Source organism: Pigmentiphaga sp. CHJ604 (genome assembly GCF_036972535.1).
Classification (GTDB): domain Bacteria; phylum Pseudomonadota; class Gammaproteobacteria; order Burkholderiales; family Burkholderiaceae_B; genus Pigmentiphaga; species Pigmentiphaga daeguensis.
Genome location: NZ_CP136998.1, coordinates 250,403 through 264,452, shown reverse-complemented (window position 1 = coordinate 264,452; position 14,050 = coordinate 250,403). Strand labels below are relative to the sequence as shown.

15 protein-coding genes are annotated in these 14,050 nt (G+C 65.1%); 13 read left to right on the top strand and 2 right to left on the bottom strand.

What is annotated here, in order from left to right; all coding sequences use genetic code 11:
* Position 1: 1 nt before the first annotated feature.
* Positions 2–712 (bottom strand): helix-turn-helix domain-containing protein, encoded by a 711-nt coding sequence (locus tag R4823_RS01310; protein ID WP_132979724.1) that lies wholly within the window; start codon positions 710–712, stop codon positions 2–4.
* A gap of 126 nt (positions 713–838) precedes the next feature.
* Here R4823_RS01310 and R4823_RS01305 point away from each other — a divergent pair, with 126 nt between their 5' ends.
* From R4823_RS01305 to R4823_RS01260, 10 genes are all read left to right on the top strand, one after another.
* Positions 839–1,471 (top strand): RraA family protein, encoded by a 633-nt coding sequence (locus R4823_RS01305; protein WP_132979723.1) that lies wholly within the window; start codon positions 839–841, stop codon positions 1,469–1,471.
* A 44-nt stretch (positions 1,472–1,515) separates the two neighbouring features.
* Positions 1,516–2,484 carry a tripartite tricarboxylate transporter substrate binding protein gene (locus R4823_RS01300; RefSeq protein ID WP_132979722.1) on the top strand — a complete coding sequence of 323 codons (969 nt, stop codon included), beginning with the start codon at positions 1,516–1,518 and terminating at the stop codon, positions 2,482–2,484.
* 174 nt (positions 2,485–2,658) lie between these two features.
* On the top strand, positions 2,659–4,710 hold the full coding sequence (locus R4823_RS01295; protein WP_243724508.1) for a TonB-dependent receptor: 2,052 nt from the start codon (positions 2,659–2,661) through the stop codon (positions 4,708–4,710).
* Positions 4,711–4,733: 23 nt separating this feature from the next.
* Positions 4,734–6,056: an HmuY family protein gene (locus R4823_RS01290; protein ID WP_338617093.1), complete on the top strand. Its 1,323-nt coding sequence runs from the start codon at positions 4,734–4,736 to the stop codon at positions 6,054–6,056.
* A 248-nt stretch (positions 6,057–6,304) separates the two neighbouring features.
* Complete coding sequence (locus R4823_RS01285) at positions 6,305–6,601, top strand: type II toxin-antitoxin system MqsR family toxin (protein WP_087838814.1); 297 nt, start codon at positions 6,305–6,307, stop codon at positions 6,599–6,601.
* A 2-nt stretch (positions 6,602–6,603) separates the two neighbouring features.
* Positions 6,604–7,005 carry a type II toxin-antitoxin system MqsA family antitoxin gene (locus R4823_RS01280; protein ID WP_087838815.1) on the top strand — a complete coding sequence of 134 codons (402 nt, stop codon included), beginning with the start codon at positions 6,604–6,606 and terminating at the stop codon, positions 7,003–7,005.
* 96 nt (positions 7,006–7,101) lie between these two features.
* Positions 7,102–7,842 (top strand): transporter substrate-binding domain-containing protein, encoded by a 741-nt coding sequence (locus R4823_RS01275; RefSeq protein ID WP_087838816.1) that lies wholly within the window; start codon positions 7,102–7,104, stop codon positions 7,840–7,842.
* Between the two features lie 144 nt (positions 7,843–7,986).
* Complete coding sequence (locus R4823_RS01270; RefSeq protein WP_132979720.1) at positions 7,987–8,640, top strand: amino acid ABC transporter permease; 654 nt, start codon at positions 7,987–7,989, stop codon at positions 8,638–8,640.
* A 9-nt stretch (positions 8,641–8,649) separates the two neighbouring features.
* On the top strand, positions 8,650–9,369 hold the full coding sequence (locus R4823_RS01265) for an amino acid ABC transporter ATP-binding protein (protein ID WP_132979719.1): 720 nt from the start codon (positions 8,650–8,652) through the stop codon (positions 9,367–9,369).
* Positions 9,370–10,044: an amino acid ABC transporter permease gene (locus R4823_RS01260; RefSeq protein WP_130356502.1), complete on the top strand. Its 675-nt coding sequence runs from the start codon at positions 9,370–9,372 to the stop codon at positions 10,042–10,044. It abuts the gene before it with no gap.
* Positions 10,045–10,056: 12 nt separating this feature from the next.
* Here R4823_RS01260 and R4823_RS01255 read toward each other — a convergent pair whose 3' ends face one another.
* Positions 10,057–10,983 carry a LysR family transcriptional regulator gene (locus R4823_RS01255; RefSeq protein ID WP_165404462.1) on the bottom strand — a complete coding sequence of 309 codons (927 nt, stop codon included), beginning with the start codon at positions 10,981–10,983 and terminating at the stop codon, positions 10,057–10,059.
* 106 nt (positions 10,984–11,089) lie between these two features.
* Here R4823_RS01255 and R4823_RS01250 point away from each other — a divergent pair, with 106 nt between their 5' ends.
* From R4823_RS01250 to R4823_RS01240, 3 genes are read left to right on the top strand one after another with little or no spacing between them, the layout of a single operon-like run.
* Positions 11,090–12,283 (top strand): NAD(P)/FAD-dependent oxidoreductase, encoded by a 1,194-nt coding sequence (locus R4823_RS01250; protein WP_087838821.1) that lies wholly within the window; start codon positions 11,090–11,092, stop codon positions 12,281–12,283.
* 17 nt (positions 12,284–12,300) lie between these two features.
* On the top strand, positions 12,301–13,041 hold the full coding sequence (locus tag R4823_RS01245) for an arylmalonate decarboxylase (protein WP_087838822.1): 741 nt from the start codon (positions 12,301–12,303) through the stop codon (positions 13,039–13,041).
* Positions 13,042–13,064: 23 nt separating this feature from the next.
* On the top strand, positions 13,065–14,045 hold the full coding sequence (locus tag R4823_RS01240) for a tripartite tricarboxylate transporter substrate binding protein (protein ID WP_087838823.1): 981 nt from the start codon (positions 13,065–13,067) through the stop codon (positions 14,043–14,045).
* Positions 14,046–14,050: the final 5 nt, after the last annotated feature.

The following is a 14,050-nucleotide window of genomic DNA, read 5'->3' as shown; positions in this document are numbered from 1 at the left end:
TTCATGGCTCTTCCCCGTACACGGTGTCGCACCAGGACGCCGATGCGCCCAGCGCCGCCGACAGCCTGCGGCCATGGACCATCAGCAGGTCCCGATGCCCCGCGCCCTCCGGTTCCACCCGCTGCGCCAGGCCGGACAGCGTCAGCGCCCCCGCGAACGCGTCCTGGTCGCCGAACACCGGCACCGACCATGACGTGACGAACTGGTGGTAGAGGCCGCTCGAATGCGTGGGCAGGTCGTCGGGCAGCGCGATCCGCCGGTCGCCCACGACCCAGACATGGAAGACCTGGCCGGTCGCGCTGTCGTCGAAAGGCAGCAGGCTGCCGGCCGTGAGCTGGTCATGCATGCCCTCGTTCGGCTGGATGCGGAACAGGCACAGGCGCTGGCCTTCGCTGGCCACGTAGTAGGACGCGGTTTCCCCGCTTGCCCGCGACAACTCGCGCAACTGCGGCACGACGACGTCGGCCAGGCGGAAACTGCGCTCGCACACCCTGCCCAGGTACAGCACCCGCGGGCCCAGCGAATAGCGGCCGTCGGCATGGCGCACCACGTAGCGCGTGCGCACCAGCGAATTCAGCAGACGATAGATGGTGGTCTTGTGCAGCGGCAGGCGCGCGGCGAAATCGGCCAGGCTGAGACGGTCGGCGTCCAGCCGGAAACAGTCCAGGACGGCCATGGCCCGCTCCACGGCGGTCACGCCTTCGTTGCTCATGCGGCTTTCCTTGATGCAGGTCCGGCATCGTACCGACCAATCGTTGTATAGCGTACAACGAAATTGTATGGATTAAAGTCCCATCGAGCGGCCCGGCCCGTGCCGCAGTTCTTCCCAGGAGTTCGCATGACATCCGCCTTCGACCATCCCGACTGGCTGGCCTCCTCCCTGCTGGCCGACGTCGGCGCCTACGCGCTGTCCGCGCGCATCAAGCCGCTGGATCCGGCCTGGCGGCTCTGGGGTCCGGCCCTGCCGGTGTCCGTCCCTCCCGGCGACAACCTTGCCATCCACCATGCGCTGACCCTCTGCCGGGCCGGCGAGGTGCTGATAATCGATGCCCAGGCCTATCTGGAACGCGCCGTCATGGGCGGCATCATGACCACCCAGTCCAAGGCCGCCGGCCTGGCCGGCGTCGTCATCGACGGCGCCATCCGCGACAGCCTGGAACTGGCCGGACTGGGCCTGCCCGTCTTCGCGGCGGGAACGCACCCGGCGGGCCCCTCGAAGAAGGGCGACGGCAGCGTGCTGCACCCCATCGTCTGCGCCGGCGCCCCCGTGCGCGCCGGCGACTGGATCCACGGCGACTGCGACGGCGTCGTGGTCGTGCCGCTGGAACGCAAGGACGAACTGCTGGCCGCCGCGCACGCGAAGTACCTGCGCGAGCAGGAACGCATGGCCGCCATCGCCCGCGGCGATCTCAAGCCCGCCTGGCTGGACGCGGACCTGGCCCGCGCCGCCATCGCGGTGGGCCCCCGTTAGCGCGCATGCCGCGCGCCTATCCCATAACGAACCGGAGACGACTCATGTATCGACGCCCCTTCCTGGCCGGCGCCCTGGCGAGCCTGGCCTTGTGCGCAGCGCCCACCGCCGGCGCCCAATCCTATCCCGCCAAGCCCCTGCGCTTCGTCGTGCCGTTCGCCGCGGGCGGCCCGGCCGACGTGGTGGCGCGCGAGGTCGCCACCCGGCTGGGCCAGCAACTGGGCCAGACCATCGTGGTGGAAAACATGGGCGGCGGCCACGGCGTCCCGGCCATGAACGCCGTGGGCCGCGCGGCTCCCGACGGCTACACGCTGCTGATGGCGGCGTCGGGCAACGTCACCATCCAGCCGCTGACCATGCGCAGCAGCGCCGAGGCGATGAAGCGCCTGGTGCCGGTCGGCATGGTGTCCAGCAGTCCCCACGTGCTGGTGGCGACGACGAAGATTCCCGTCACCAGCGTGCAAGAGCTGATCGACTACGCCCGCCAGCACCCGGGCAAGGTGAACTTCGGCTCGGCCGGCACCGGCGGCGTGGCGCACCTGGGCATGGAACTGTTCAAGGCCCTGAGCCGCACCCAGATCGAGCACATCCCCTACAAGGGCACCTCGCAGGTCATGGTGGACCTGGCCTCGGGCGAGGTCCAGGCCCTGTTCAGCAGCATGCCGTCGCTGAAGGCCCTGATCGACAAGGGCTCGATCCGGGCGCTGGGGCTGACGGCTCCCAGCAAGGCGTCGGACACCGCCAGCCTGCCGCTGATCTCGGCCACGCTGCCCGGCATGGAATACACCACCTGGTACGGCCTGTACGCGCCCACAGGCACGCCGCGGCCCGTCATCGACAAGCTCAACGCCGAGCTGCGCAAGACGCTGACCGACCCGGCGCTGGTCGCCCGCATGCGCGAGCAAAGCGTGGACCTGATCGCCAGTACACCCGCCGAACTGGATGCCCGCACGAAGCAGGACACCGAGAAATGGGGCCGCTTGATCAAGGAAGAGAACCTGAAGATCGACTGACCGCTTCCCCGGCTCCACCCGACGCCCGCGACCGGTTTGCCCGGTCGCGGGCGTTTTTTGGCTCTTTTCAATAATCAAAATATAAATGATAGTGAGAATTAATCTTGATTAAAATCCGTATTTGCTCAAGAATCTCGGCTTCGTTCGTCCATGCCTCGCGGCCCGGTTGGTTCCATGTCCCGTCCGTCCTCCTTCCTCTCCACGCCATCCCCCCTGCGCCGGGCGCTCCATGTCGCCCTGAGCGCGCCCCTGGCCACCGCCGCCGTGGCCATGGCGCAGGAGACCCACACGCTCGCGCCCGTCGTCGTCACGGGCACCCGCACCGAGAAGGCACTGGACGACACCCCCATCCGCACCGAAGTCGTCACCCGCGAGGAAATCGAGCGCACCCATGCCCGCACCCTGACCCAGGCGCTGGAGAACATCCCCGGCCTGCAGCTGCGGGAAATCCACGGCAAGTCGGGCTATGAGCTGTCCCTGCAGGGCCTGAGCAGCGACCAGGTGCTGGTGCTGATCGACGGCCTGCCGATCTCGGCCAGCACCGGCTCCACGGTGGACCTGAGCCAGTACCTGCTGACGGACGTCGACCACATCGAAGTGGTCAAGGGCGCCACCTCGGCGCAATACGGCAGCTCGGCCATGGGCGGCGTCATCAACGTCATCACCCGCCCCGCGCAGCCGGGACTGTCGGGCACGGCCACCCTGGATGCCGGCAGCTACGGCAGCCAGAACAGCAAGGGCGGTTCGTGGCGGCCGGCCAACCGGCACGGCCAGTTCTCCATCCAGGGCGGCAACGAACAACTGCGCGGCCGCATCGCGGCCGACGTGCTGGACGACGACGGCTTCGGCGTCAACCCCGATGCCTGGAGCCGCCAGGGCGACGAGATCCGCCGCCAGCAGTATTCGGCACGCGTGGACTGGCTGCCCGGCGCCCGCCAGCGCTACTTCGTGGACGGCAGCATCTACCGCGAGGACGATACCCAGCGCTACACCACCTTCGTGCCGCCCAACCTGCTGCCGCAGCGCAAGACCGAGACCATCGAGCGCAAGCGCATCACCGGCGGCGGCCAGTGGGAACTCGGCAACGGCGCCAGGCTGCAACTGAAGGGCGTGGGCGAGCGCTACGACAGCACCTCCCAGGCCTACTCCAACGACTTCCCGACCACGCGCCGCAATGCCAAGCAGGAAATGGGGCACCTGACCGCGCAGGTGGACCTGCCGGCCTGGCGCAACCAGCTGTGGCAATTCGGCGCCGACTACCACTACGAAGACCTGAAGCAGGACAACAACGGCGTCTCCGAATTCGTGCGCAGCGGTTCGGTCGATCGTTCCAGCAAGGAAGTCTTCGCCCAGAACGACATCATCTTCAACGACACCTGGGAACTGCTGCTGGGCGCCCGCTACCAGGACGACTCCGACTTCGGCGGCCACTTCGCGCCCAAGGCCAGCCTGCGCGGCAAGCTGCTCAACACCCAGGACTGGAACGGCGTGCTGCGGGCAAGCTTCGGCCAGGGCTACCGCGTGCCCAACCTAAAGGAACGCTACTACCTGTTCGACCACCGCGCCCTGGGCTACATGGTGCTGGGCAATCCCGACCTGAAGCCCGAGGCCTCCAACAGCTTCCAGCTGGGCGGCACCCTGACCTTCCGCCAGGACGTCACGTTCGAGATCAATGCCTTCATGAACCGGGTGAAGGACCTGATCCAGACGGACATGAGCAATACCACCATCATCGATGGCGTCACGGCCTACACCTACCGCAACATCGCGCGCGCCCGCACCCAGGGCATCGAGACCGGCCTGCGCTGGCAGGCCACGCCGGCCCTCGCGCTGAACGTCGGCTACACCTTCACCGACGCCAAGAACCTGGACACCGGCGGCGAACTGACCCGGCGGCCGCGCCACATCGGCCGCATCGGCGCCGACTGGCGCGCCCTGCCCGACACCACGGTATCCGTGCGCACCCGCATCCAGAGCAGCGAGCTGATCTCGTCCGACGACGTCGCCCAGTCCAACGGCGGCTCGGGCGGCGGCGGCCGCTCGCCGGGCTGGACCACGCTGGACCTGATGGTGAACCAGAAGATCGGCCGCCAGCTCACGGTGTTCGCCGGCATCAACAACCTGTTCGACCGCCAGCGCGACTTCTCCAATCCAACCGATTTCGGCCCGCTCCGAGGCCGCTTCGTCTACGTCGGGGCGCGCTACGCCTTCGGCTCGACCCAATGACCTTTCCTAGGGGGGAACCCATCATGCAATCCAGATCCTTGTTCACGCTCGGCGCCCTGTGCGCCGCCCTGGCGCTCGCGGGCTGCGGCGGTGGCGGCGATGGGGGCGGCAGCAGCGGAGGCGGCAACAATGGCGGCGGGAACGGCGGCGGCACGACGCCTACGCCCACCAACAAGTTCACGCAAAGCGGCGAATGGACATTCACCCTGCCTGCGGCCGGTGCCTCGATCTGCTATGACTTCGATACCAAGGCGGCCGTGGCTAACTGCTCCGGCAATACCTGGGACCTGAAGCTGACCAGCAGCGGCCTGACCGGTACGCTGTGGACCAACAGCGGCACCAGCGGAACCGGATCGGGCGGTGCCTTCGGCGGTCCGTTCGAGCACACCTGGACCGAACTGAAGACCTACCAGAACGCCACGACGGATCCGACCAGCGGCGCGGCCCTCCCCGCCACCGTCTACGCCGCCGATGCCGCGGCCAGCGTGTTCACCGGCACCAACGACATCCGCGCCGCCGCGTTCGAGTATGGCGTGACGGGCAGCACCACCGACCACAGCCTCTACCCCAACTTCCGCGTCTTCCTGATCACCGCCAACAGCGCAGCGGTGGTCGGATCGACCACCACGCCGGTCACCACCGGCGACGGCGTGTTCGCCCTGCAGATCACCGGCTACTACGGCGGCCCGGGCGGCACGACCTCCGGCCACATCTCGTTCCGCTGGGTTACCCGGACGACCGCTCCCGTCATCCAGACCGCCACGGTCGACGCCACCAGCGGCTGGGTCTACTACGACCTGGTCAACAAGCGCACCGTGGACCAGAGCGGCACATGGCACATCGCCTTCAACCGCTACAACGTCAAGCTGAACGGCGGATCCTCGGGCACCGGCACCGTCGCCGGTTTCCTTGGCAAGACCCCGGCCGGCTTCTACGACTCCACCGGCAAGCCCATTGCCGCCAAGTTCACCAGCACGACCAGCATCTCGGACACCGAAGCCGAACTGACCGCCGCCGACCTGGCCACCCCGGCCCGGACCTCCGCGTGGGTCAAGGACAGCAACGCCTCGGCGCTGAACCCCGCCGTGCAAGGCTCCTACCCCAATCCGCTGAGCTATGGCTGGTACACCTACTACCCCACCGCGGCCGCCGCCAAGAACGCCGGGCTGCCGGAAGTCGCCCACATCATCAGCGCCAACCCGGCCAACGGCACCTTGATCCGCAACGGCGAAGGCAGCAGCTACACGCGCCTGCACCTGACCGGCATCACATACGCCAATCCCCAGGACGCCAACAGCGCCCAGACGTGGACCTTCGCCTACGATCTCCAGCCAGCCGCCGACTGATTAATTTTGGAGCGGTTGTACCTTCACCGCTGCTCTTCGGAGCAGCGGTTTTTTTTCGTCGCGAAAGCGCCATGCACGTGAAATTCAACATGACATTCTTGGCATAGGAAGAACGAGTCCAGCCGTCAAGATACCTTTCTCTTTTCCGTAGAGACCGCAAAGCCTATCGAGCCACGCCAGCGCCTCGAAGCGGCAAAGCCCGGCGCTCACCCCGGCCTCCATCGATAACCTTTTAGGTTAAAATCCTTGTGGAAAAGAGAACCCCTCATTGCAAGCTGTCTTGGGTCAGAGCGCTAATCCAAGCAGGACAGGTTCGGGCAACAGCCTCGGCACTCGCGGGGGGTGCCTCGCTGGGCCTGGACTTCGATGGAATGATCAACGTAATCACGGCACTGACGCCCCAGGATTTCCATAAAAGCATGACTACACATGCCAACCATCGCATCTGGCAAGACGTTTACCGGCCCAAGACGGCGGTTGGTCAGGTCTACCTGAAATTGACGATCATTCAGGACGTTCTCATTGTGTCCTTCAAGGAACTGTGATCATGCGATGCCCCATTTGCGCAGCGGCCAAGCTGGTACATGACACCCGCGACCTTTCATACAGCTACAAGGGAGAAACCACTTCCATCCCGGCTGTAAGTGGCGACTATTGTCCAGCCTGCGGGGAGAGCGTGCTTGATACCGTCGAATCGGAACGCGTGAGCGCAGCCATGCTGACGTTCAATCGCCAGGTCAATGCAAAGTGGGTTGATCCCGATTTCATAGCCAACGTGCGCAAGAAGCTGGCGCTTGACCAACGCGAAGCAGCCGAGATTTTCGGCGGCGGCGTCAACGCTTTCTCGCGCTACGAGACCGGCAAGACCAAACCTCCGCTGGCGCTGATCAAACTGCTCAAGGTACTGAACCGCCATCCCGAGTTGCTGGACGAGGTCAGGGCCGTTTAGGAAGCCGAATAGCCCCCCAGCCGACCGCCCGTCTGATAATATTTCCCGCGCCGTCGCAAGCCTCTCCCCACCCTCCCACCCACCGGAGAAACCCTCATGCGTAAGCTCATCGGCCTGTTGAGCCTCGTCCTGCTGTTGGCTGCATGTTCCGAAAAAAGCGGCGACAAGGAAATCAAGGTGGCGGTATCGCCTGCCTCCCCGCCCAACCTGTTCGAGGAAAACGGCACCACCAAGGGCCTGGACCTGGATATCTTCGAAAGCTACTGCAAGGCTCGGGGCTGCAAGCTCAAGATCACGGCCTACGACTGGCAGGGCATGCTGGGCGCGGTGGTCAGCAAGCAGGCCGACGTGGCGTTCTCCGGCATCTCCATCACCAAGCAGCGCGAAGAGGTCATGGATTTCTCCAAGCCCTACATGGAGAACACCTGGAACCTGGTCAGCCTGAAGAGCCGCAACATCAAGTTCGACGACCTGGCCGAGATGAAGAAGTACAGCGTCGGCTATCCGCGCGGCATGGCCTACAGCGACTTCATCAAGAACGACCTGACGCCCAAGGGGGTCTACACGCTCGACAAGGTCAAGATGTACCCGTCCTATAACGAGGTGCTGTCCGACCTGCAGAACGGCAACCTGGACCTCGCCTTCCTGGACGGCACCGTGGCCTCGGTCTACCGCAAGAAGCTGCCCATCCAGGACAGCTACGTCTTCACCGGCTTCGACCGCTTCGGCTTCGCCTTCCCCAAAGGCTCCAAGCTGCGCGAGGACTTCGACAACTACATGGCGAACGAACTGAAGCCCGAAGGCGTGCAGGCCATCATCAACAAATGGATGCAGTAGTCGTCCCCCCCGTACGCCCTTCGGGCGCCCCCCAGGGGGCGATGCGGGTGGACCGGCGGAGCCGGATCCACCGCATCCTGGGTCTAGTGCCGCTGTCTTGGGTTGGTGCGGTGGAGCGTTGCCCCATAGGTACGGTATAGCGCGATGGATATCGCGCGGATATTCGGACTGCTGGGGACGGGGGTTGGATATACGGTCCTGGTGACGCTGGCTTGCAGCGCCACCGGCGTGATCGTCGGGCTGGCGATCGCGATCCTGGGTAGGCTGGGGTGGCGGTGGGTGGATGTCCTGCTTGGGGTATTCACCTACGTCTTCCGCGGCATTCCGGTGCTGGTGCTGCTGTTCATCGTGTTCTTCGGGCTGCCCACCATCGGCGTCGGCGTGCCGCCGCTGGTGTCGATGATGCTGAGCCTGGGGCTGATCACCGGCGCCTATCTGGGCGAGGTGTTCCGCGGCGCGCTGGATTCGGTCGAGGCCAGCGAGGTGCTGGCGGCCGAGGCGATGGGCATGAGCCGGGTGCAGATCTTCGCCTACATCGAGCTGCCGCAGATGCTGCGTTTCTCGGTGCCGGGCATGGTCAACGAATTCACCACCGTGCTGAAGTACTCGCCCTTCGGCTACACGGTGGGCATCCCCGAAGTCATGAAGCAGGCCATGGCGCTGTCGGCCGCCACGCTGCGCGGCGTGGAGATCTATTTCGCCGTGGGCCTGGTGTACTTCGCGATCTACAAGATACTGGTGACGGCGATCTGGGCGCTGGAGAAGCGCTGCCGCGTGCCGGGCCTGACGGAGCATTGAGAAACGGCCATGGCGCTACTGACAGTCCGTGATCTGAAGATGGCCTACGACGGCCGGACGGTGCTCAACGGCATCGACCTGGACCTGGAGGAGGGCGAACTCAAGGTGGTGATGGGCCCCTCGGGCTGCGGCAAGTCGACCCTGCTGCGCTGCCTGAACCGGCTGGTCACGCCCACTTCCGGACAGATCATCTTCCGGGGCGAGGACGTCACGCGGCCGGATACCGACGTGCGGGCCCTGCGCCAGCGCATCGGCTTCGTGTTCCAGAACTTCGCCCTGTACCGCCACCTGACCGCGCTCGAGAACGTGACGCTGGGCCTGCGCAAGCTGCGCGGCATGGCGACCGCCGCCGCCAACGAACGGGCCATGCACGAACTGGGCCGCATGAACCTGGCCGAGCACGCGCAGAAGTATCCGTCGCAGCTCTCGGGCGGACAGAAACAGCGGGTGGCCATCGCGCGGGCGCTGGCGATGGACCCGGCGGTGCTGTTCTTCGACGAGCCCACTTCGGCGCTGGATCCGGTCATGTCGCGCGAGATCATCAACGTCATCAACCAGTTGCGCCGGGACAAGGTATCGATGCTGTGCGTGACCCATGACCTGGCGCTGGCGCGTGCGGTCCAGGGACGCGTGCTGTTCCTGGACCAGGGCCAGATCCTGGCCGAGGGCGAAGCGTCGGAACTGTTCGGCGACCACGCCGACCCGCGCATCCGCGCGTTCTTCAACTGAATGGACGGCCTGCTGACCTTCCTCGGGCAAGTCGCGGAATTCGGGCCGCAGATCCTGCTCGGCCTGGAACACACGCTGCTGCTGGCCGGTGTCATCACGGTGACAGGTCTGCTCGGCGGCATCCTGGTGTTCTACCTGACGCTGAGCCCCAGCCGCCTGTGCCGCCGCCTGACCGAGGGCTACATCTCGTTCTTCATCGGCACGCCGCTGATCGCCCTGCTCTTCCTGATGTACTACGGCCTGCCGCAATGGGGGCTGCGCCCCTCGCCGCTAACCGTGGCGATCATCGGCTTCACGATGAACGTGGCGGCCTACAACGCGCGCTATCTGGCCACGGCGTATCGCGGGCTGGACCGGGACGAACTGGAAGCGGCGCGGGCGCAGGGATTCTCGGCGCCGCAGATCTTCCGCCTGATCACGTTGCCGCAGGTGCTGCGGCTGTCGATTCCCGCGCTGTCCAACCAGGTGATCCTGAACCTGAAGGACAGCTCGGTGGCCTTCCTGATCCAGTACACCGAGTTCTTCGCCCAGATCCAGGACATGGCGATCCGCAACTTCCAGTTCTTCAAGGCCTATGTGCTGGCCGGACTGGTCTACCTGGCGCTGGTATCGGTGATCGTGCTGGCCGCGCGCCAGTTGGAGCGGCGGCTGATCCTGCCGGGGACGCGGCGCTGACCCTCCGGACTATCACAGGCCGTATTGCTTGCCCGGATAGTCCTTCTGTCCCATATCGCGGGCGAGGTCCACGAACGCCCGCATGTATTCGGTCTGTTCGGCCTCGCCATGCCAGTGGACCGCGGCCCAGGACTGAAGGCGCTCCCTCTTGTAGTGGACGGGGATGATCCTGGCATCGCTCCGACGCAGGGTCACCACGGACGACACCAGGGCGATTCCGTGCCCCGCGATGGCCATCTCCACCAGACTGCTGTACGAGCCGCTTTCGAACCGGACATCGGTCAAGCGGTAGCCCCCCCGGCGGCATGCCTGATCGATCAACACCCGGCTTCCGATTCCTCTGATCATCAGCAACAGAGGCTTGTCCTGCAGCTCGGCCAGCTCCAGCGAACGGCGGCGCGCCAAAGGATGGCGGCGATCGACGATGGCGATCAGGTGCATGGGAAACAGCCGCTCTCCCTGCACGCTGTCGGTGGTGGCATAGCGGGTCAAGCCCACGTCCAGTTCGCGCGTCTCCACCTGCGCGATCACGCTTGCCGAATCGACCTCGAAGATCTTCAGCCGAACCTGCGGCCAGCGTTGCGAGTATTCGCGCAACAGGTTGGGCATCATCGTGTCGAACAACATAGGCGTGGCGCCCACCCTCAGCAGCCCCACCGCGCCGTGGGCCATGTCGCGCGCCCGCTCGCTGAACGCCTCGACGTCGCCGAGGATGGCACGCGCCCGGGCGAACAGATCGTGCCCTGCCGGTGTCAACGCAAGGCTGCGGCCCTTGCGGAAAAACAGGGCCACCCCGAGCTCCAGCTCCATGTCGGCGACCTGCCGCGATACCGCGGGCTGGGTCCTGAATAGCCGATTGGCGGCCTGCGTGAAGCTCAGGCATTCCGCCACTTCCGAGAAGACCCGTAGCGACTGAAGGCTGATCTTGGTGTTTTTCATAACATCCATGTTATGCGAAATCGCATTTTTTCTCATTTGACCGGCATATCACGCGGACAACATACTCGCCCCATCAATACCCGCCACATCATCGAGAAGGAGAATCATGGCCGCGTCCACGGTATTCATTGTCGGAGCAGGCCCGGTCGGACTTGCCAGCGCCCTACTGCTCGCCGACGCAGGCATCCCGGTCCATGTTCTGGAACGCAGTCCGGAACAACCCAGGGACATGAGGGCGTCAACCTTTCATCCGCCGACGCTCGACATGCTGACCCGCCTGGGCGTGACCGAGGAGTTGGTCGGCGCCGGTCTGGTGGCGGCCCACACTCAGCAGTGGGACAGGCAAGAGGGTTTGATCGCCGACTTCGATCTCTCGCTGCTCGCCGGCGAAACGCGCCACCCCTTTCGCCTTCAGTGCGAGCAGTGGAAACTGACCGACATGCTTGCGCAGAGACTGTCGGGACATCCTCTGGCCACGATCAGCCTCGGGACGGAAGTCACCGATGTCGACCAGGACGAGGACGGCGTCACGCTGCGTGGCCGCTGCGGCGGCGAAACCGTTTCCCACCGCGGCAGCTATGTCGTGGGCGCCGACGGCGCATGGAGCACCGTACGTCAAAGCGCCGGTATCGCCTTCGAGGGATACACCTATCCCGAACGGTTTCTGTTCATCTCCACCGACTTCGAATATGCGGAGCGGTTCACGGGCATCTCGTATGTCAATTACTTTTCCGACCCCGACGAATGGTGCGTCCTGCTGCGTGTTCCCAGCATGTGGCGGGTACTGTTCCCCGTCGCAACCGACATCGACGACAAGGCGCTGCTGGCCGACGACTCGATAGAAAGCCATCTGCAGCGGCTGGCGACAAGGCCCGCGCCCTACCGGACGATCCACCGGACCATCTATCGCGTCCATCAACGGGTGGCCGCACGGTTCCGGCACGGCCGGATACTGCTGGCGGGAGATGCCGCGCACATCAACAATCCGCTCGGCGGAATGGGGATGAACGGTGGCTTGCACGACGCGTTCAACCTGAGCGACAAGCTCATCGAGGTTCTGCGCGGCGGCGATCCAGCCCTGCTCGACCGCTACGAGCGCCAGCGCCGCTCCATTGCCATCGAATACATCAATGCCGGCACGGCGCAGAACAAGAAACACCTGGAAGAGCGCGACCCCGCCGCACGCCGGCAGCATCTGGACCAATTGCGCAGGACCGCCGCGGATCCCGGCCTGGCCCGGACCTATCTGCGGCAGAGCTCCATGCTCGACGCTTTGCGGCAGGCGGCGGAAATCCACTGAATACAAGGAGGGGAGACATGGACCACCTCGGCTATCGCCTGAAGATGGGCTCGATAGGGCCGTCGACCAACACCATCGTGCAGCCCGACTTCGACGGCATGCGCCCTGCGGGCGTCACCAACCATTACAGCAGGATACGCATTCCCAACGACCCCGTCGCCAGCGACGACGATTTCGTCGCCATGGTCCGCAACATCGAACAAGGAACGCTGGACGCCATCGACGCCCTGAAGAGCTGCGACATGCAATACCTCGCCATGGGGATGTCGGTCGCCACATTCTGGGGCGGCCGATCGGCCGCCGCCGACTATCTTTCCCGGATGACGGCGCATGCCGGCGTGGGTGTCTCCTGCGGCTCCTTCGCCACCGAAGCCGCGCTCAACCGATACGGCGCCAGGAGAATCGCGTTCCTGTCACCGTACTTCCCCGTTGCCAATGAGCACGTGCGTCGTTTCTACCATGACTGCGGCTTCCAGGTCGTGCGCGACATCTGCCTGCGCTGCCCCGGCCCGGTACGGATCGCCCACACCACCGATGCGCAATGCCGCCAAGCCATCCAGGAACTCGACGGAGACGACGTCGATGCAATCGTCCAGGTCGGCACGAACCTGTCCATGGTGAAACTGGCCGGCGCCGCCGAGATCTTTCTCGGCAAGCCCGTCATCGCCATCAATACCGCGACCTACTGGCATGCGCTTCGAGCGGCCGGTATCCAGGACAAGGTCGCCGGCTTCGGCAGTTTGTTGATGGAGCACTGAGTTCCGACACTCAAGGAAATGTCATGACCCCATACAAATTCCGCCGACTTGTCGCCGGACTCACCTTGCTGGCCACCCCCGCCTTCGCGCAATCCAGCGACGACTATCCCTCCAGGCCGATACACATCATCGTTCCGACCGCCGCCGCCGGCAGCATAGATATGCTGGCACGTGCTCTGGGCAAGCACCTGCCTCAGACGCTGGGGCGCCCCGTCATCGTCGAGAATCGCCCCGGGGCCGCCACCAACATCGGCAGCGATCATGTCGCCAAGGCCCCACCGGATGGCTATACGCTGCTGATCAACGGGGCGCCGCTGGCGGCCAATCCCTGGCTGTTCAAGAAATTCCCGTTCAAGCCGACATCGGATCTGGCTCCCGTCATCGAAGTCGGAGAAATCGCGAACGTGATCACCGTCCACCCGCAGGTGCCGGCGAAATCGCTGCCCGAACTCATCGAACTGGTCAGATCGCGGCCGGGCGACTTCAACTACGGTACGACCGGGCTGGGCAGTTCGGGGCATCTTGCCGCCGAACTGCTTGGACAGAAAACCGGCATCCGCCTCACCCATGTCACCTATCGCGGCAATGCCCAGGCGGCGACCGACCATATCGCGGGCATCCTGCAAGTCGGATTCGTCAATCTTCCGGTGGCCCTGCCTTTCATCAAGGACCAGCGCATACGCGCGCTGGCGGTGACATCGTCGAAACGGTCTAAGATGCTGCCGGACGTTCCCACCGTGGCCGAGGCATTGCAGCTGCCGGACTACGAATCGCTCGGATGGTTCGGGCTGTTCGCTCCGACGGGTACGCCGGAAGCCATCGTTGAACGTCTGCACGATGCCGCGCAAAAGGCGCTCGACGACGCGGCGGTATCCTCGTCCATCCGTCAGGCAGGCGCCGAGCCGCTGGGGGGCAGCCGCCAGCAATTGGCGGACCGCCTCGAACGGGAAACGCGAATCGCGAAACAATTAATCGAGTTCGCCGGCGCGGCGAACAGTCAGTAGGCCGG

Bases quoted from the DNA above. Each gene is read 5' to 3' on its own strand.
- R4823_RS01310 (WP_132979724.1), bottom strand. From the start codon at position 712: ATGAGCAACGAAGGCGTGACCGCCGTGGAGCGGGCCATGGCCGTCCTG.
- R4823_RS01305 (WP_132979723.1), top strand. From the start codon at position 839: ATGACATCCGCCTTCGACCATCCCGACTGGCTGGCCTCCTCCCTGCTG.
- R4823_RS01300 (WP_132979722.1), top strand. From the start codon at position 1,516: ATGTATCGACGCCCCTTCCTGGCCGGCGCCCTGGCGAGCCTGGCCTTG.
- R4823_RS01295 (WP_243724508.1), top strand. From the start codon at position 2,659: ATGTCCCGTCCGTCCTCCTTCCTCTCCACGCCATCCCCCCTGCGCCGG.
- R4823_RS01290 (WP_338617093.1), top strand. From the start codon at position 4,734: ATGCAATCCAGATCCTTGTTCACGCTCGGCGCCCTGTGCGCCGCCCTG.
- R4823_RS01280 (WP_087838815.1), top strand. From the start codon at position 6,604: ATGCGATGCCCCATTTGCGCAGCGGCCAAGCTGGTACATGACACCCGC.
- R4823_RS01275 (WP_087838816.1), top strand. From the start codon at position 7,102: ATGCGTAAGCTCATCGGCCTGTTGAGCCTCGTCCTGCTGTTGGCTGCA.
- R4823_RS01270 (WP_132979720.1), top strand. From the start codon at position 7,987: ATGGATATCGCGCGGATATTCGGACTGCTGGGGACGGGGGTTGGATAT.
- R4823_RS01265 (WP_132979719.1), top strand. From the start codon at position 8,650: ATGGCGCTACTGACAGTCCGTGATCTGAAGATGGCCTACGACGGCCGG.
- R4823_RS01260 (WP_130356502.1), top strand. From the start codon at position 9,370: ATGGACGGCCTGCTGACCTTCCTCGGGCAAGTCGCGGAATTCGGGCCG.
- R4823_RS01255 (WP_165404462.1), bottom strand. From the start codon at position 10,983: ATGAAAAACACCAAGATCAGCCTTCAGTCGCTACGGGTCTTCTCGGAA.
- R4823_RS01250 (WP_087838821.1), top strand. From the start codon at position 11,090: ATGGCCGCGTCCACGGTATTCATTGTCGGAGCAGGCCCGGTCGGACTT.
- R4823_RS01245 (WP_087838822.1), top strand. From the start codon at position 12,301: ATGGACCACCTCGGCTATCGCCTGAAGATGGGCTCGATAGGGCCGTCG.
- R4823_RS01240 (WP_087838823.1), top strand. From the start codon at position 13,065: ATGACCCCATACAAATTCCGCCGACTTGTCGCCGGACTCACCTTGCTG.